Source organism: Thalassospira sp. ABD4_177, assembly GCF_056160125.1.
This window is the reverse complement of record NZ_JBSWWO010000001.1, coordinates 707848-725960: the sequence shown is the minus strand read 5'-3', so window position 1 is coordinate 725960 and position 18113 is coordinate 707848. Positions and strand designations below refer to the sequence as shown.

Genomic DNA, 18113 nt, shown 5'->3' with positions numbered 1-18113 from the left:
AATGACAAGCCAAGCCTTACCGCAAGACTGCAAATACCCGGTCACCCACATCTGGCATGCGGATTGGAGCCTGTCGGCCAAGGGCCGCTGGGTCGCCAAGGCCACCCACAGCGATTCCGGCTGGCACATCCACGCGATCGAACCGGTCGGCATGCTCGATCAATTCCGGAAATCCCTTGCCGCCCATGGCAAGAAAGATGCGATCTGGCTTGGCCTTGATATGCCGATCGGGTTTCTCGATGCCTGGTATGATGGCACAAAGCATGAGGGCACAAAGCGTGATGGTGCGCATGTCAAAGACTTCAAAACCCTGCTAACGCGACTTCAGACCGATGACTGGCAGAATTTCTTTGATGTTTGCAGAACACCGGATGAAATCCGCCATCACCGACCATTCTACCCACAAAACGCCGGAACCAAGGGAAGTGTTAAACGCGACCACCTGATCACCGCCCTCGGCCTGCCAAGCTTTGATGCCCTGCATCGCGCCTGCGAATTCCCGACCGCCAAACGCAATGCCGCCTGCCCGTCCTTCTGGACACTCGGCGCCAATCAGGTCGGCAAGGCCATGCTGCAAGGTCTTAAAAACCTGATCATCCTGGGATACGAAGACGGTTTTCACATCTGGCCCTTCTCGGGCGATCTTCAAACTTGCACTAAAACGCCCGGCGTCACCCTGATCGAAACCTATCCCGGTGAAATTTATGGCTGGCTTTCTGAAATAAGTGAGTTGACTAAATCAAATCAGAACAGCCGCAAGAAATACCTGCACCAACTGCGCGATGACGCCCATGCCAAGGGCATTGAAATCCACCCCACGGTCTGGGCCGATATCAAGGATGGCTTTGATCCGGTGCACGGCAAGGACGATGCCTTTGACGCCTTGATCGGGGTGATGGGTTTGATCGAAATTGCCGAGACTCGTCGCCCCGAACACCTGCCGCGCACGCCAAGTGTACTGGAACGCGAAGGCTGGATCGTCGGGCTTGATCCCCGCGATCTCAAACCTCGCAAACCGTAACCAACACAAACAAAAGGGCCGGAAAACCGGCCCTTCGCATGCGGTTGCCGATCAGAAGTCTCAGGCAGATTTTTTGGTTTTCTGCAGCTTCTGGACTTTCTTCATGATCATGTTGCGCTTAAGCGCGCTGAGATAATCGGTGAACAAAACCCCGTCCAGATGATCAATCTCGTGCTGGATGCAGGTTGCCAGCAAGCCGTCCGCCTCGATCTCGTGGGTTTCGCCGTTCTCGTCCACATAACGCATGCCGACTTCGGCCGGGCGTTCGACATCGGCATATTGTTCCGGGATCGACAGGCACCCTTCCTGATAGATCGAGGTTTCCTCAGACTCCCAGATGATCTCCGGATTGATCAGTTTAAGCGGCTCTGGCTTTTCCTTGTCATCGGACACATCCATGACAACCACGCGCTTCATCACCCCGATCTGCGGCGCTGCCAGACCAATGCCCGGCGCCGCGTACATGGTTTCAAGCATGTCATCGAGAAGGGTTTTGATCTCATCATTCACGACTTCGACCGGTTCGCATTCCTTTTTCAGGCGCGGGTCTGGAACGATAAGAATTTCACGCAGGGCCATGGGTCTCTGATCCGGTTTCAATCGTAGTTCGGTAACTGATTATAGCGAATTTCGCGCTTCGAGATAAGGTCTCCCCACGCCCAAGTCAAGCAACCTGCCCGATTTGCGCGTGATGGCTGCCATGCCCTCCCAAAAAAACCGCCTTAACGCCGCGCATTAGTCTTGCGCGTCAGGCTTGGCATCGTCGCTGGCACCTTCCGCACCGTCATCGGGTCCGGCCAGCAATTCCATCTTGGTGATATCGCGCACATGGGTTTCCGAGGGGGCCGGTTCCTCGATCATGCGGTCATCGGCGACGATATGCTTTTCCTTAAGCTTGCGCGCCGACACCAGCACCGACCCTTCGAGCGTCCCCAGGGTCTTGTTGTAATTCTTGACCGTGCTTTCAAGCGACTTGCCCATGGAACTGAAGTTCTTGGCAAGCGTGCCCAAACGGTCAAACAGTTGCTGGCCGATCTCGCTGATATCGCGGGCACTTTCCGCCAGGGCTTCCTGACGCCAGCCATACGCCACCGCCTTGAGCAAGCCCAAAAGCGTGGTCGGCGTCGCAAGGATAACCCCATCGCGGAAGCTGTCCTCAATCAAACGCGGGTCACGTTCAAGCGCTGCCGAGAAGAAGCTTTCACCGGGCAGGAACAGCACAACAAATTCCGGGCTGTCGACCGACTTCCAATAGGACTTTTTCGAAAGCTCCGTGATCACCTTGCGCACATTGGTGACATAGGTCGCCATCAGCGCTTCGCGACGATCATCGTCATATTTCTCGTCAATCGCCTCAAGATAGGCCGAGGTCGGCGCCTTGGCATCGACGACGATATTCTTCCCGCCCGGCAGATGAATGACCATGTCGGGCTTCTGAACGCCCTCGTCGGTGTTGAAATGCACCTGCTCGTCAAAGTCACAATGCTTGAGCATCCCGGCAAGCTCGACAATGCGCTTAAGCTGCAATTCGCCCCACTTGCCCGAAACCGAAGAACTGGACCGAAGGGCCGAGCTCAGCGTTTGGGTTTCCTTGGAAAGCCGGGTTTGTGATTGCACAAGGGTCCCGACCTGTTCACGCAGCTCGCCGTAGGCTTCCTTACGGTTTTTCTCAAGCTCGTTGACCTTGGTATCAAACGCCTCAAGCCGTTCCTTGATCGGTTTTACCAGCCCGTCAATTGCCTGCTGACGTTTTTCAAGATCGCCCTTGGCCCCTTCCTGCAGGCGCGAGAAGTTTTCACGTGCGAGCTTCATGAACTCGTCATTGTTGACCTTAAGCGCATCAGACGACAGCGCCTTGAAGCTATCGAGAAGCTTGGTCTTGGCGTCTTCGAGCATCTCGAGCTTTTCTTTGGTCGCCTCGCGCTCTTTCTCAAGTGCGGTTTCAAGCTCGGACCCCTTTTCGCGCCATTGATCAAGGGCGGTGCGAAGCTCCTTGAGCTCAGCCTCAAGCACCGGCACCCGGTTGGCCGTGGTTTCGGCAATGGCGCGCTTTTCTGACGCTTCGGACAGCTTTTCACGCATCTGGGCCACCTCGGTCGCAAGGTCACGGCGCGTGGTTTCCGCATGTTCAAGCTGCGATGTCAGAAGGGCTGTGCGCGACTCCGTCTCGGCCCTAGTAGCATCCTTGATGCGCTTGACCATCATGATGCTAAAGACAAGTGCCAGAACAGATGCGCCAAGCGCCCCTGCTGCCAAAGAAATCGGATCCATTATCCCACCATTCGATTACGTGCTGGATTCTTTGTATCTGTTTTGTTCCGTCAAATCCAGAACCGAACCCACCAAATCCCCCATGCCGACGCCAAAGAAATCTAAACCGCTTCACCGGCGACTTTGGGAATTCAGACTACATTTCAATGACATAATTGAGTGCAAGCATAACAAAGCCGCCAAATTCGGCACATGCCACCCGCGCAAAAGACGGCACCGAAATGTCCCACAGCGGCCCGGCTAACCCATCGCACAAACCACAGGGTCAAAACTCATTCACATGACCGCCCCGGCAATTGATATGAGAGAAAGAGCTAGGAAAAGCCCGCAGATCGGGGTGATCCCCGGTCAAGGGGTTTGACGCAGAGGCTTTCTCCCATATCAGTTGTCCTTCGGATCTTCCGGATTTGCACGGGCTACTTTGTCGCAAAATCTTGAAAGATATAGATCTTCCTAAGATTTTGCTCCGCGTATCCGCACAAATCCGGAAGACCGGGACGATTATGTGAATGAGCTTTGACCCTTAGGATTGTTACATGCATCACCCCAAAGCCCCCCGTCTTAAGTTGTATTTCCTCAATACCTTCTGCGCACTAGCATAGGGCTCAAGCGACAGGATTGTTTTTGCCATGCCCGAACGAGCACTGCCCATGAAAACCAACCGGGCAAACTGGCAAGGCAATTCCTGAACCGCACCGAAATTACCGCATCGGATGGATGCCTTTTTCGAGCCCCTTCGAGAAGTCATCAGAGTGACCCGATGCCGACCTAGAGACCACAGGAAACGAACAAGAGGCCACATATGTCTGCGAACGTTTATCCCGTACCTGGCGACATCGCGAAGGGTGCTTTGATCGACAAAGCGAAATACGACGCCATGTACAAACAGTCGGTCGAGGATCCGGAAGGCTTCTGGGGCGAACATGGCAAACGCATTGACTGGATCAAGCCTTACAGCACCGTCAAAAACGTCAGCTACGATGCCAAAGATCTCTATATCAAATGGTATGAGGACGGCACGCTGAACGTTGCGGCCAACTGCCTTGACCGTCACCTTGAAAAGCGCGGCGATCAGACCGCGATTATTTTCGAGGGCGATGATCCCAACGTCTCCGAACACATCACCTATCGCGATCTTTATGAGCGCACCTGTCGTTTCGCCAATGCGCTGAAAACGATGGGCGTTGCCAAGGGGGATCGTGTTGTCATCTATCTGCCGATGATCCCGGAGGCCGCCGTTGCCATGCTGGCCTGCGCACGTATCGGTGCGATCCATTCCATCGTCTTTGGCGGTTTCTCGCCCGAAGCCCTTGCGGGCCGTGTTGAAGACTGCGGTGCCAAGGTCGTCATCACCTCGGACGAAGGTCTGCGTGGCGGCCGTTCCGTCCCGCTTAAGCGCAACGCGGATGAGGCCCTGTCACATCCGGGCGTCAAATCGGTCGAGAAAATGGTCGTCGTCAAGCATACCGGCAAGGACGTTGCCTGGAACGATGCCCGTGACGTCTGGTATCACGAAGTCTGCGAAGCAGCCTCCACCGACTGCCCGCCGACCGAAGTCAACGCCGAAGACCCGCTGTTTGTTCTTTATACCTCGGGCTCGACCGGCAAGCCGAAAGGTGTTCTGCACACCTCGGGCGGTTACCTCGTCTACGCATCGATGACCCATCAGTATGTCTTTGATTACCACGAAGGCGATGTTTACTGGTGCACGGCCGATGTCGGCTGGGTCACCGGTCACAGCTACATCGTTTACGGTCCGCTGGCCAACGGTGCCACGACCCTGATGTTTGAAGGCGTGCCAAGCTATCCGGACGCATCGCGCTTCTGGCAGGTCTGCGAGAAGCACAAGGTCAACATCTTCTATACCGCACCGACCGCAATTCGCGCCCTGATGCGCGAAGGCGAAAGCTATGTGAACAAGGCCGATCTGTCCTCGCTTCGCATTCTTGGCTCGGTGGGTGAGCCGATCAACCCGGAAGCCTGGGAATGGTATTATGAGCATGTCGGCAAAAAGAACTGCCCGATTGTCGATACCTGGTGGCAGACCGAAACCGGCGGCATCCTGATTACGCCGCTGCCGGGCGCAACCGACCTCAAACCGGGTTCGGCAACGCTGCCGTTCTTTGGTGTTCAGCCGGCCCTGCTTGATAACGAGGGCAAGGAACTCTCTGGTCCGACCGATGGCAACCTTGTCATCAAGGACAGCTGGCCGGGTCAGATGCGCACGGTCTACGGCGACCATGAACGCTTCATCCAGACCTATTTCAGCACGTTCAACAATGTCTACACCACCGGTGACGGTGCCCGTCGTGATGAAGACGGCTATTACTGGATTACCGGCCGTGTTGATGACGTGATCAACGTGTCGGGTCACCGTATGGGCACGGCTGAGGTCGAAAGCGCACTGGTCGCGCACGCCAAGGTGGCCGAGGCCGCCGTGGTTGGCGTCCCGCACGACATCAAGGGTCAGGGCATCTATGCCTATGTTACGCTGAATGCCGGCGAAGAACCGACCGAGGAACTCCGCATTGAGCTGGTCAAATGGGTCCGTAAGGAAATCGGCCCGATCGCAAGCCCGGACTATCTGCAATGGTCGCCGGGGCTTCCGAAAACCCGTTCGGGCAAAATCATGCGCCGTATCCTGCGCAAGATTGCCGCCAACGAATATGACCAGCTTGGCGATACCTCGACCCTTGCCGATCCGGGCGTTGTCGATGACCTGATCGACAACCGCCAGAACCGCTAAGCTTAACAGCCAAAATACTAATTTCTGGCGGCGCCTGTCGCCAGAATACCCTTACAAGGAAAGGCTCCTGTCCCTGACAGGGGCCTTTCTTGTTTCTTGGTCACCCGCGCAGATCACTGAAACCGTGCGGTCGAGGTTTCGCGAAGTTTCCGATGAAGGAAATCGATGAAGATGCGCACCTTGGCAGAAAGATTGTGGCGTTCCGGATAAACCGCATAAATGTCCGCATCGACATGGGCATATTGTGGCAATACCAATCGCAGACGGTCCTCTTCGACGTGGCGCGCAATATCCCATTCCGAACGCATCATAATCCCGTGACCATCCAGAACCCACTGAAGTGCGATCTCGCCGTCGTTGCTGCAAAGGGTCCCCTGCACCTTGACCGTCTCCGAATGTTGCCCGCGTTGCAATTTCCACATATCGTGCACATCCTTACCCTGACGCAGGATAATGCAGTTGTGGTTGGTCAGATCCGACAATCTGCGAGGCCCCCCATAGCGTTCAAGATAAGACGGTGCCGCACAAAGGAACCGTCGGTTGCCTTGCAGCTTGCGCGCACGAATACGCGAATTCGGCAACCCGCCAAACCGAATGCCAAGATCAATCCCCTCTTCGACCATATTCATCGGAATATCGGTTAAAAGAAGCTGCACTTCGACTTCCGGATAAAGGTGGGAAAACTCTGACACCACCGGTGCGACATATTCACGTCCAAACCCGAATGTCGCATTGATGCGCAAGAGCCCTGTGGGCGTTTCACTGGCATGCGAGACCCGCTGCTCAAGATCATCGATCTGGCGCATGATCTGCTCGGCACTCTGGAAATAGGCATCCCCTTCACTTGTCAGGCTGATCCGCCGCGTTGTCCGATTAAGCAACCTGACCCCCAAACGGTCTTCAAGCTTTGCCAATCGTTTGCTTACCGCAGGGGGAGAAAGGTTCAGCTCCTGTGCCGCCGCCGACAAGCTGCCCTTACGGACCAAAAGTACAAAAAAGCCCAGATCGCTGTCGACCGACATTATTAACCTCTACGACATAATGAAGTGAGAAGTCGGAAATTATAATGAATTTCTCAAAAATATAAACTGAGGGAGTCGATCGGGACAAAAACAATAGCCGAGCGCAGGCGTCCTACAACGTCAAAACCCGATGCGACATCAGGGAAACAATGGCAACGGGATCGATCAACACGAGCCGTTCTGGTTGCCAGCACCGGCGAAATATCCGGTGAAAATTATTTCGGGAGGAATACCGATGCGTAAGCTTGCAATCGCGGCGGCAATGGCCGCTACCTTGGTTTCCGGAACTGCATTTGCGGAATATCCGGAGAAAACCATCAATTACATCATTCCGTTCAATGCCGGTGGTGAGTCCGATGTCTCGGCACGCTTCCAGCAGCCATATCTTGAAGCACTCGCAGACCAGTCCTTTGTCATCCAGTACATGGCCGGTGCCGGTGGCGCTCAAGCCTGGTCGCAGCTGAACGGCATGGAGGGTGACGGCTATACCATTATGGGCATCAACCTGCCCCACACCATTCTGCAGCCGATGGAAAAAGATGTCGGTTACGAGACCAAAGACCTTACCTATATCAACTTCTTCCACTACACCCCGAATGCCCTGTTTGTTCCCAAAGACAGCGAATTCCAGAACCTGCAGGAACTGATTGATTACGCCAAAGCCAATCCGGGTCTTGTCACGCTCAGTGGTTCGGGCTCAAACTCTGCCAACCATCTCGGTCAGGTCCAATTTGATGAACTGGCTGGCATCACCACCACTTACGTTCCGTTTAGCGGCACCGGTCCGGCAGTTACCGCCATCCTCGGCAGCCAGACCACCGGTGGCTTTAACTATGTGACTTCCGGCGTCAATAATGGCGATGGCATGCGCATGCTTGCCGTAGCATCGGAAACACGTGTTAAAGCATTCCCGGATGTCCCGACCTTCAAGGAACTTGGCCTTGATATCGTTGGCGGCGCGTTCCGTGGCGTGGCCGTCCCGAAATCCACGCCCGAGCCAATCCGCGAGAAAATCTCGCAGATGGTTACCGACGTGAACAACAATCCTGAATTCCAGAAAAAAATGGAAGATGCCGGCTTCGTTCTGACCGACATCACCTACGACTTCATCAATGATTTCGTTGCGGCGAAATCCGAAGAGTATCGTGAAATCGCCGAAAAGCTTGGCATCGCCAACCGCTAAGAAACGCAAAAATAATAATTCGGGATTGGAAAGGTCACCAACATGGAATTGCTGGGCTATTTCGTGAGCGCGCTCACGCCTTTAAACCTGCTTATGGCGCTGGGTGGCGTTATACTTGGAACAGTCATTGGTGCTTTGCCCGGACTGTCAGCAACCATGGCGGTGGCCGTTCTGGTCCCGTTTACCTTCACCATGGATCCCGCAACCGGTTTGATTGCGCTTGGCGCGATCTATACCGGGGCCATATATGGCGGCGCCTTTGCCGCCATTCTGGTCAATACACCGGGAACACCGTCAGCCATCGCCACGACGTTTGACGGTTTCCCGATGGCCAAACGCGGCGACGGTAGTCTTGCAGTAACACTGGCAACGCTGGCATCAGTTGTTGGTGGCCTTGTCGGGGGTGTGTTCCTGCTGCTGCTGTCGCCGCCGCTGGCAAAGGTCGCACTGGCCTTTGGTCCGCCAGAATATTTCTGGCTGGCGATCTTTGGCCTGACACTCATTTCAGCACTTTCTGTTGGCAATACCATCAAGGGCCTGCTGGGCGGTTGTATTGGACTGATGCTGGCAATGGTAGGCGTCGCCGTGGTTGGCGGGGATATCCGCTTTACCATGGGGACCCATACGCTGCTGGGCGGTTTTGATATCGTCTCGGCCCTGATCGGTCTTTATTGCATTCCGGTGCTGATTGATCTTGTTGCCACACCTGATCGTCACCTGAAAGTCGAGCAAGGCAAGCGTGGCATCCGTTTGCTGGAAGCATTCGGGTTGGCTTGGAAGAGCAAATTCAACGTTGTACGCAGTGCCGTTGTTGGCACTATTGTTGGAATCCTGCCCGGTGCAGGCGGTTCCATTGCAGGGCTGGTGTCCTATTCCGAGGCGCGCCGCTCGTCAAAAGAACCTGAAACTTTTGGCAAAGGTGCACCTGACGGGCTGATGGCGACAGAGGCCGCAAACAACGCCACAGTGGGTGGCGGATTTATTCCGACCCTGGTTCTGGGTATTCCGGGCACGCCACCTGATGCCATTATTCTGGGCGCTCTGCTTGTTCAGGGCATCAAGATCGGCCCAACACTGTTTTCCCAGCAAGGCGATATCGTTTACACCTTTATTTTCGGGTTGCTGATCGCCACTGCACTGATGTTGCCGGCAGGTCTCCTGATTGGCCGCTACGCCTATAAATCAATTGCCTCGATCCCTAAAACCCTTCTGGTGCCAACCATCGCCTTCCTGACGGTCATCGGAAGCTTTGCCATCCACAGCAACCTGCATGACGTCACGATGATGATCAGCCTGGGCGTTCTTGGCTGGGTTTTGAATCGCTGCGGTTTCGCACCTTCGCCGATTGTCCTTGGCCTAGTTCTGGGCAAAATTGCCGAACAGGGGTTCGTGCAATCCTATCTGATTGGCAACGCCACCAACAACATCATGGGTATGTTCTTTGGCCGCCCAATCAGCCTTGCCATCGTTGCGCTGGCCGTCTTCACCGTGATCTACCCGCTGATTTTTGCCAAGCGTAAGGAAAAGGCTAAAAAACGCGCCCTTGATGCTGCGCGCTCCTATTCCGAAAGCAATGGTGAAACGACGGCTCCAGACATTCAGGAAATCAAAGCCTCGTCATTCGATCCGCTTGCCGGTTTGAAAAAACAGATCGCCAAACCCCGGGATATCAGCGGAATGGTGGTATCTGCACTCCTTATAGGTGCCGCCGGTTGGGCATACAGTCAAACCGCAACCATGAGCCCGATGGGATCGGTCTTTCCAAGCACGATTTCGGTCGTCGTCATCATCCTGTCGGTCATGCTTCTGGGGCTGAACGTTCTGCGCAAGCCGGCTGAAGCAACCAGCGAAACGGCAAACGCATCAGTATCGCGGCGCGTCGCCCTGGTTCTCGTTATGGCCGGGTGGGTCGCTGTGATCCCTGCAATCGGGTTTGCCTCCGCTGCAATCGTCGCCTTCCTGATCCTGTCAAGGGTGGCCTGCTACGAGATCATGGGGCCAAAACGCCAAATTATCGAGGCCTTGGCGGCAATCGCCATTGTCGGCGGCTTGTATCTTCTGATGGCTGAAGTCCTTCTGATCAGAATGCCGTCCGGCTTCCTGTTCTGATCGAACACGAACAAAACACTCAACACACAGACCAAAGAGAATGAACATGAAAAACTATCGTATTGCGGCCATCCCCGGTGACGGGATTGGCAAAGAGGTCGTTGCGGCCGGAACCGAGGTTCTGGATGTTCTGGCAAAACGCGATGGCGGGTTCACCATGAGCTTCGATTACTTTGATTGGGGTTCCGATTACTACAAGAAGCATGGCGTTATGATGCCTGCAGACGGCCGTGACCACATCAAAGATCATGACGCCATTTATTTCGGTGCGGTTGGCGCCCCGGACGTACCCGATCATGTCACTCTTTGGGGGCTGCGACTGGCGATCTGCCAGCCTTTTGACCAATACGCCAATGTTCGCCCGACCCGGATTCTTTCGGGAATTGAAAGCCCGCTTCGCAATGTTAAACGCACGGAGCTCGACTGGGTTATTGTGCGTGAAAATTCTGAAGGCGAGTATGCAGGTCAGGGTGGCCGATCCCACGTCGGCCTGCCAGAAGAAGTCGCAACCGAGGTGTCGATCTTCACCCGTGCCGGTGTGACTCGCATCATGCGTTTTGCCTTCGATCTTGCCCGTTCGCGCCCCCGCAAGAAACTGACCGTGGTGACCAAATCAAACGCTCAGCGCAATGGTATGGTCATGTGGGACGAAATCGCCAAGGAAGTCGCTGCGGAATATCCTGACGTTGAATGGGACAAGATGCTGGTTGATGCCATGACGATGCGCATGACCCTGCGTCCCGAAACCCTTGATACGATTGTCGCAACCAACCTGCATGCTGACATTTTGTCTGATCTGGCCGCAGCCCTTGCCGGATCGCTTGGTATCGCGCCGACTGCGAACCTAAACCCCGAAGGAAAGTTCCCCTCGATGTTCGAACCGATCCACGGTTCGGCTTTCGATATCACCGGTCAGGGTATCGCCAACCCGGTCGCGACCTTCTGGAGCGCGGTGATGATGCTTGATCATCTTGGTGAAAAACCCGCCTCTGAACGCCTGATGCGGGCGGTCGAACGCGTAACTGCCAATCCGGACCTTCACACACCGGACCTTGGTGGCAAAGCAACCACCCGTCAGGTCACCGATGCGGTTATTGCCGCGATCCAGGGCGACAACAAATAAACACCTCAGAGGCAAAGATGAGGACACAAAAAGAAGCTCGACTCAATGACCCTGCATCAATCAAACATTTTCTGATTGATCTGTTTCAAACCGCTGTTGATGCGGCTGACCCTCAACTTTGCCTACCGTCCTTTATCCCGAAACCGCCCAAAGGGCGGACCATTGTTATTGGCGCTGGCAAGGCGTCCGCCAAAATGGCCCAGACCCTGGAACAATACTGGACTGGTGAACTTTCTGGGCTTGTGATTACGCGTTATGGCCATGCTGTAGACACCTGCAAAATCGACGTCGTTGAGGCATCCCACCCTGTTCCGGATGACGCAGGGCTGCAGGCCACGCGCCGCATCAAGGACTGCATAAAGAACCTTACCGAAGACGATCTAGTGATCTGTCTGATTTCAGGCGGGGGATCAGCGCTTTTGGTCGATCCGATACCCGAAATCCGCCTCGAAGAAAAACAGGCGATCAACAAGGCGCTGTTGAAATCAGGCGCATCAATTGACGAAATGAACTGTGTTCGTCGCCACCTATCAACAGTCAAGGGCGGCAAACTGGCAGCACTTTGCCACCCGGCACGCGTGGTTTCGCTCATGATCTCCGATGTTCCAAACGACAGGTTTATCGATATTGCTTCGGGACCGACAGTTGCCGATCCGACAACCTGCGCAGACGCGCTTGAGGTCATAACCCGCTACGACATTCCAGTACCGACCGAAGCGTTGAACGCCCTGCGTTCAGGTAAGGCCGAAACAATCAAACCCGATGATCCCAGGCTGTTGAACACAGAGGCCCATTTGATCGCGGCACCGCAAATGGCACTTGATGCCGCCGCGCAGAAGGCGCGCTGTGAAGGTGTTGATGCCGTGGTCCTCGGCGACTCTCTGGAAGGCGAAGCATCCGAGCTCGGAAAATCACTCGCCGGAACAGCCAAGCATGTCGCGTCGCGTCGCCATCTAAATGATCGCCCTTGTGTCTTGTTGTCAGGCGGCGAAACCACCGTCACCGTCAAGGGAACGGGACGTGGCGGCCGAAATGTCGAATTTCTGTTGGGACTTACCATAGAACTCGATAGCGCACCGGGTATTCACGCAGTCGCGGGTGACACCGACGGCGTTGACGGGCTCGAAGAAATTGCTGGCGCGTACATTTCTCCCGATACCTTGTTGCGTGGATCACTTCTGGACATGGACGCAAAGGCGTATCTCGCCAATAATGACGGTCACAGTTTCTTTGAAGCACTCGAAGACGAAATCATTACCGGCCCTACACTTACCAATGTAAATGATTTCCGGGCAATCCTGATTATCTGAAGGACATCACATCGCGACGGAGGAAAACATCGTGACAAGCGCCACCCACAAAATCGCTGTCATCGCCGGGGACGGCATCGGAACAGAAGTCATGCCCGAAGGCATCCGCGTGCTCAAAGCCGCGGCCGAGATTTTTGACCTCGACCTGACCTTTGACGAATTTGAATTCGGTTCCTGCGACTACTATCAAAAGCACGGCCAGATGATGCCCGATGACTGGCGTGCGCAGATCGAACCTCACGATGCGATTTTCTTTGGCGCGGTTGGCTGGCCCGACACCGTGCCCGACCACATTTCGCTGTGGGGATCGCTGATCCAGTTTCGCCGTGATTTCGACCAATATGTCAGCTTGCGTCCCGCCAAACTGATGCCCGGCGTGCCATCCCCCCTTGCCGGTCGCAAACCGGGTGATATTGATTTCTATGTCGTGCGCGAAAATACCGAAGGCGAATATTCCTCGGTCGGCGGCAAAATGTATCCCGGCACCGACCGTGAAATCGTCATTCAGGAAACCGTCATGTCGCGCACCGGCATTGATCGCATCCTGAAATACGCGTTTGAGCTGGCCCAGAAACGCCCGCGCAAACATCTGACCTCGGCGACCAAATCGAACGGCATTTCGATCACCATGCCCTATTGGGATGAACGGGTGATCGACATGGCGAAAAACTATCCCGAAGTCAGCTGGGACAAATATCATATCGATATTCTCACCGCACAGTTCGTCATGAACCCGGATCGCTTTGACGTCGTCGTCGCCTCAAACCTGTTTGGCGATATCCTGTCTGACCTTGGCCCGGCCTGCACCGGCACGATTGGCATCGCGCCATCGGGCAACATCAACCCGGAACGCAAATTCCCATCCCTCTTCGAACCGGTCCATGGTTCCGCCCCGGATATCGCCGGCAAGGGCATCGCCAACCCCATCGGGCAAATCTGGTCGGGTGCAATGATGCTTGATCACCTCGGTCACACCGATGCCCATGATGCGATCATGAAGGCAATTGAAACCGTGCTTCTGGATGAGAATCTCCGCACCGCCGACCTTGGCGGCACGGCCAACACCGTCACCTGCGGCGAGGCGATCGCCAAGGCGCTGCTTGATAACGCCTAAGCCAGGAAATCAAACAACTGCTTGAAACAAAATCCTGATCCCCACCAAACCGGGGATCAGGATTTTCTCGTTTGACGCCACGTCGACACTCACACCCTGGACACAAGCATGTGAATTCGCCGGATCGGATTTTTGCTTTACTGAGTATTTGAACACTCATTCCAGAAAATCGGTCAGGAGGGTCTGGTGTCGTTCCTTGCCTCTATGTCTTTGCGTCGCGTCATACCGACGACAATCGCCATTCTGGCCATTCTCGCCGCGGCGGCCACCGCCCTTTCAAGTTATCTTATTGCGCGCAATGCGCTGAATATGGGCGCCACCGAAAAGCTCTCTGCCGTCGTCAGTGCGCGGCAAAGCGAGCTGGACGGTTATTTCCGATCCATCGAACAGGACCTGATCCTGCAGGCGTCCAGCCCGGCACTTCGCCAATCCATCACCATTTTCGATTTTGCCTGGTCCGACCTTGGCAGCAGTGCGATGGCAACATTGCATAACCTCTATATCGATCAGAACCCGCATGACGCAGGTGAGCGTGACATGCTTGATCAGGCCCCCGATGGATCGACCTATTCCGATATCCACAAACAATATCACCCATGGCTCAGACAACTGCGCCGTGAACGCTCCTATGGCGATATCTATCTGATCGGAGCGCAAGGAAGCGTGCTTTACAGCGTTTCAAAGACCGACGACTTTTCCGTTGATCTGTCTAAGGCAGACTATGCCGCGTCCGGTCTGGGACAGGTCTTTGCCGCTGCCCGCTACGCAAAACCCGGTACCGTCAGTTACGCCGATTTCACCCGATACACCCTTGCAGACGACAAGCCTTCCGCCTTCATGGCAGCGCCGGTTTACGATGAGGCCGGGTCAAATCTGATTGGTGTCATGGCGGTGCGGATCCCGGTTGACCGGATCAACAGCACCTTGCAGGTCGCACAGGGTCTTGGTGAAACTGGTGACACCTATCTGGTCGGCGCAGACGGCTTGATGCGCAATGACACCCGCCTGATGGCCGAACCAACCAGCCTTCTTCGTGAAATTGATGCCGTCCCGGTCGACCTTGCCCTTGGCGGCCAGACAGGAACCATGACGGTAAGTGATTTCGATGGCGCCATGGTGGTATCGGCCTATACCCCGCTTGAGATTCTCGATTCCCGACTGGCACTTCTTGCAACGGTTTCCGCCGATGAAGTCTTCGCCCCGACGATCAATATGCGCAATGCGTCGCTGCTGATCCTTGTCATCGTAGCGGCCATTGCCACCATTATTGGCTGGTCACTCGGCCGGGGGATCACCCGCCCGCTAACCCATGCGGTGTCCATGATGGAAAAGCTCGCCGCCGGACAGCTTGATGCCGAAATTCCGCCAACCCGGGGAAATAACGCCATTGCACGTATCATGCAGGCCTTGGGCAATTTTAAACAAAGCCTGCTTGAAAATGATCGCCTCACCCGTCAACGCGAAGAAGAAAACCGAGAAAAACTTGCCCGTGCCACAGCAGTTGCCAACGCCGTCGACACCTTCCGAAACCGCGCAGACAATGTTGTACAGGCGCTTTCGCTGGCATCAACATCGATGGGCAACACCGCAACCACCATGTCCGGTGCGGTGTCTGACACCACCAGTCTGGCCAACGGTGTCGTGACAATTGTCGAACGCGCGTCTGACAACATTAATTCCGTTGCCAGTGCAGCAACCCAATTGTCGTCTTCGGTTGAGGAAATTGGTGATCATGTCCGTACCTCAAGCACGATCGCCCAGGGTGCGGTCACCCGGACAGAGCATAGCAACCGTCTGGTGCAAAGCCTGTCGGAAAGTACGGTCAAGATCGGCGAAGTCATCACGCTGATCAGTGACATCGCATCCCAGACCAACCTTCTGGCCCTCAATGCCACGATCGAGGCTGCCCGTGCTGGTGAAGCGGGCAAAGGCTTTGCCGTGGTTGCCAACGAAGTCAAAAACCTCGCCGCACAAACCAGCCGTGCGACCGGCGAAATCAGCGAACAGATCCTCGCCATTCAGGAAGCCACCCAGGAATCCGTCACCGCGATGCGCGACATTTCCGAGGTCATTGATGAAATCAATTCGATCTCGAACACGGTAGCCAAGGCCGTCACCCAACAAGGCGAAGCCACCAGCAATATCGCACTGCGTGCCCGCGACACTGCACAGGGCACACGCGAAGTACTCGACAGCATCAATGGCGTACAAAGTGCCGCCTGCAAAAGTGAAAGCGCAACCGACGACGTGACCTCTGCTGCAAATGAGCTTTCTGTTCAGGCGGCAAATCTGCGCAGCGAGATCGATCAGTTCCTTGCAGCGATTCAGATCGAGGACCGCGCCGCCGGGTAGCCTCATCTGCAAAATTTCGATGACCTCCGCCAAACTGCGCCTGCCGATACTTAAGTGCCCGGCAGTTTTTTGGCCGTCCGGCCGTACCAAAAAGGCCCGATAGGGTCTGTTGATAATCAGGATGCCGCCACGGTGATAACCTGATTATCAACAGACCCTAATCCGTGTCATGGTTGTGCCAATCTTTAAATTGGTATAGGTACAGCCTGCTGCGACGCAGCAACGAACAGGATGGTCTTGGGGAGACCTGTCGCTGAATTTCCGGCTGACGGATCATGAAGACCGCCTGATGACATTCCAGCCCGGGGGACAACCCATTGCAAAGTCGGGTGCAAAGTCGGGCTTGACCGAGACGGAGACTTTCTGTGAATAGCGATTTTCTGCCGCGTTTGCGGGCTGAATGGCTTGGCAACATCCGCGCCGATGTGCTTTCGGGCCTTGTCGTTGCGCTGGCCCTGATCCCTGAGGCCATTGCCTTTTCCATCATTGCCGGGGTCGATCCGAAGGTCGGGCTGTATGCCTCCTTCTCGATTGCGGTGATCACTGCAATCTTTGGCGGTCGTCCGGGAATGATTTCGGCGGCCACTGCGGCCACCGCAGTTCTGATGGGCTCGCTTGTCCGTGAACATGGCCTTGATTATCTGCTCGCCGCGACGGTTCTGGCCGGGGTGCTTCAGATGCTGGCAGGTGCGCTGCGTCTTGGTTCGCTGATGCGCTTTGTCTCCAAGTCGGTGATGACCGGCTTTGTTAATGCGCTCGCCATTCTGATCTTCATGGCCCAGCTGCCTGAGCTGACCAATGTCAGCTACATGACCTATGTGATGGTCGCAGGCGGCCTTGCCATCATTTATCTCTTCCCGCGCATCACCAAGGTCATTCCCTCGCCGCTGATTTGCATCATCGTTCTGACCGGTCTGTCGTTCTTTATCGATGCCGATCTGCGCACCGTGGGCGATATGGGCGCACTGCCCGATGCCTTCCCGGCGATCTATTTCCCGGATGTGCCGCTTAATCTTGATACTTTCCTGATCATCCTGCCCTATTCGGCGGCGGTCGCGGCGGTCGGCCTGCTTGAAAGTCTGATGACGGCCCAGATCGTTGATGATCTGACCGACACCACGTCGAACCGGACCCGTGAATGCTATGGTCAGGGGATCGCCAACTTCTTTACCGGCTTTATCGGCGGTATGGCCGGTTGTGCGATGATTGGCCAGTCGGTGATTAACGTCAAATCGGGTGGCCGTTGCCGTCTGTCGACCTTCCTTGCCGGCATCTTCCTTCTGATCCTGATTGTGGTTCTGGGCGATCTGGTGGCGATCATTCCGATGGCCGCCCTGGTTGCGATCATGATCATGGTCTCCATCGGCACATTCAGCTGGTCCTCGATCAAGGACCTCAAGACCCATCCGCGCAGCTCGTCGATCGTGATGCTGGCAACCGTCATCACCGTGGTCGGCTCCCATAACCTGGCGATCGGTGTTCTGGTCGGTGTGTTGCTATCGGGCATTTTCTTTGCCTGGAAGATCGCGCAGATTTTCCGCGTTACCAGCACGCTGTCGGATGACAGCACGCATCGCACCTACGAAGTGCGCGGTCAGATCTTCTTTGCCTCGGTCGAAGACTTCACCAAGGCGTTTGATTTCCGCGAAGCGCTCGACAAAGTCACGATTGATGTCAGCCACGCGCATATCTGGGACATTTCTAGTGTTGCCGCCCTTGATATGGTCGTGCTCAAATTCCGCCGTGAAGGGGCCGAAGTCGAATTGATCGGCCTCAATGAAGCCAGCGAGACAATCGTCGATAAACTGGCCATCCACGATAAGCCCGGCGCGCTTGAACGCCTGATGGGCCATTAAGGCAAC

The 18113-nt window shown here is 55.4% G+C and carries 12 protein-coding genes; 9 read left to right on the top strand and 3 right to left on the bottom strand.

What is annotated here, in order from left to right:
• The first annotated feature begins 1 nt into the window (after window position 1).
• On the top strand, window positions 2-1021 hold the full coding sequence (locus tag ACXAF0_RS03365; RefSeq protein WP_475343717.1) for a methyltransferase type 12: 1020 nt from the start codon (window positions 2-4) through the stop codon (window positions 1019-1021).
• Between the two features lie 60 nt (window positions 1022-1081).
• On the opposite strand, the gene def is transcribed toward ACXAF0_RS03365, so the two are convergent.
• Entirely contained in the window at window positions 1082-1600 is a 519-nt protein-coding gene (gene def, locus ACXAF0_RS03360) for a peptide deformylase (RefSeq protein WP_475343715.1), read from the bottom strand.
• Window positions 1601-1756: 156 nt separating this feature from the next.
• Window positions 1757-3292: a DNA recombination protein RmuC gene (locus tag ACXAF0_RS03355; protein ID WP_475343714.1), complete on the bottom strand. Its 1536-nt coding sequence runs from the start codon at window positions 3290-3292 to the stop codon at window positions 1757-1759.
• Between the two features lie 802 nt (window positions 3293-4094).
• Between ACXAF0_RS03355 and acs the strand changes: the two genes are divergently transcribed.
• Window positions 4095-6038, top strand: a complete 1944-nt coding sequence (acs, locus tag ACXAF0_RS03350) for an acetate--CoA ligase (RefSeq protein ID WP_475343712.1) — start codon at window positions 4095-4097, stop codon at window positions 6036-6038.
• 113 nt (window positions 6039-6151) lie between these two features.
• On the opposite strand, the gene ACXAF0_RS03345 is transcribed toward acs, so the two are convergent.
• Window positions 6152-7060 carry a LysR family transcriptional regulator gene (locus ACXAF0_RS03345; protein WP_475343711.1) on the bottom strand — a complete coding sequence of 303 codons (909 nt, stop codon included), beginning with the start codon at window positions 7058-7060 and terminating at the stop codon, window positions 6152-6154.
• Window positions 7061-7295: 235 nt separating this feature from the next.
• Here ACXAF0_RS03345 and ACXAF0_RS03340 point away from each other — a divergent pair, with 235 nt between their 5' ends.
• The 7 genes from ACXAF0_RS03340 to ACXAF0_RS03310 all read left to right on the top strand — a co-directional run bounded on the left by ACXAF0_RS03340 (window position 7296) and on the right by ACXAF0_RS03310 (window position 18107).
• Window positions 7296-8243 (top strand): tripartite tricarboxylate transporter substrate binding protein, encoded by a 948-nt coding sequence (locus tag ACXAF0_RS03340; RefSeq protein WP_475343710.1) that lies wholly within the window; start codon window positions 7296-7298, stop codon window positions 8241-8243.
• 42 nt (window positions 8244-8285) lie between these two features.
• A complete protein-coding gene (locus ACXAF0_RS03335; protein WP_475343708.1) occupies window positions 8286-10352 on the top strand; it encodes a tripartite tricarboxylate transporter permease in 2067 nt (688 codons plus the stop codon).
• A 46-nt stretch (window positions 10353-10398) separates the two neighbouring features.
• Window positions 10399-11475 carry a tartrate dehydrogenase gene (locus tag ACXAF0_RS03330; protein ID WP_475343706.1) on the top strand — a complete coding sequence of 359 codons (1077 nt, stop codon included), beginning with the start codon at window positions 10399-10401 and terminating at the stop codon, window positions 11473-11475.
• Between the two features lie 17 nt (window positions 11476-11492).
• Complete coding sequence (locus ACXAF0_RS03325) at window positions 11493-12785, top strand: glycerate kinase type-2 family protein (RefSeq protein WP_475343703.1); 1293 nt, start codon at window positions 11493-11495, stop codon at window positions 12783-12785.
• Window positions 12786-12816: 31 nt separating this feature from the next.
• Window positions 12817-13899, top strand: a complete 1083-nt coding sequence (locus ACXAF0_RS03320; RefSeq protein ID WP_475343700.1) for a tartrate dehydrogenase — start codon at window positions 12817-12819, stop codon at window positions 13897-13899.
• 186 nt (window positions 13900-14085) lie between these two features.
• A complete protein-coding gene (locus tag ACXAF0_RS03315; RefSeq protein ID WP_475343697.1) occupies window positions 14086-16251 on the top strand; it encodes a methyl-accepting chemotaxis protein in 2166 nt (721 codons plus the stop codon).
• Window positions 16252-16616: 365 nt separating this feature from the next.
• Window positions 16617-18107: a SulP family inorganic anion transporter gene (locus ACXAF0_RS03310; RefSeq protein ID WP_475343695.1), complete on the top strand. Its 1491-nt coding sequence runs from the start codon at window positions 16617-16619 to the stop codon at window positions 18105-18107.
• Window positions 18108-18113 lie beyond the last annotated feature (6 nt).

Bases quoted from the DNA above. Each gene is read 5' to 3' on its own strand.
- ACXAF0_RS03365 (WP_475343717.1), top strand. From the start codon at position 2: ATGACAAGCCAAGCCTTACCGCAAGACTGCAAATACCCGGTCACCCAC.
- def (WP_475343715.1), bottom strand. From the start codon at position 1,600: ATGGCCCTGCGTGAAATTCTTATCGTTCCAGACCCGCGCCTGAAAAAG.
- ACXAF0_RS03355 (WP_475343714.1), bottom strand. From the start codon at position 3,292: ATGGATCCGATTTCTTTGGCAGCAGGGGCGCTTGGCGCATCTGTTCTG.
- acs (WP_475343712.1), top strand. From the start codon at position 4,095: ATGTCTGCGAACGTTTATCCCGTACCTGGCGACATCGCGAAGGGTGCT.
- ACXAF0_RS03345 (WP_475343711.1), bottom strand. From the start codon at position 7,060: ATGTCGGTCGACAGCGATCTGGGCTTTTTTGTACTTTTGGTCCGTAAG.
- ACXAF0_RS03340 (WP_475343710.1), top strand. From the start codon at position 7,296: ATGCGTAAGCTTGCAATCGCGGCGGCAATGGCCGCTACCTTGGTTTCC.
- ACXAF0_RS03335 (WP_475343708.1), top strand. From the start codon at position 8,286: ATGGAATTGCTGGGCTATTTCGTGAGCGCGCTCACGCCTTTAAACCTG.
- ACXAF0_RS03330 (WP_475343706.1), top strand. From the start codon at position 10,399: ATGAAAAACTATCGTATTGCGGCCATCCCCGGTGACGGGATTGGCAAA.
- ACXAF0_RS03325 (WP_475343703.1), top strand. From the start codon at position 11,493: ATGAGGACACAAAAAGAAGCTCGACTCAATGACCCTGCATCAATCAAA.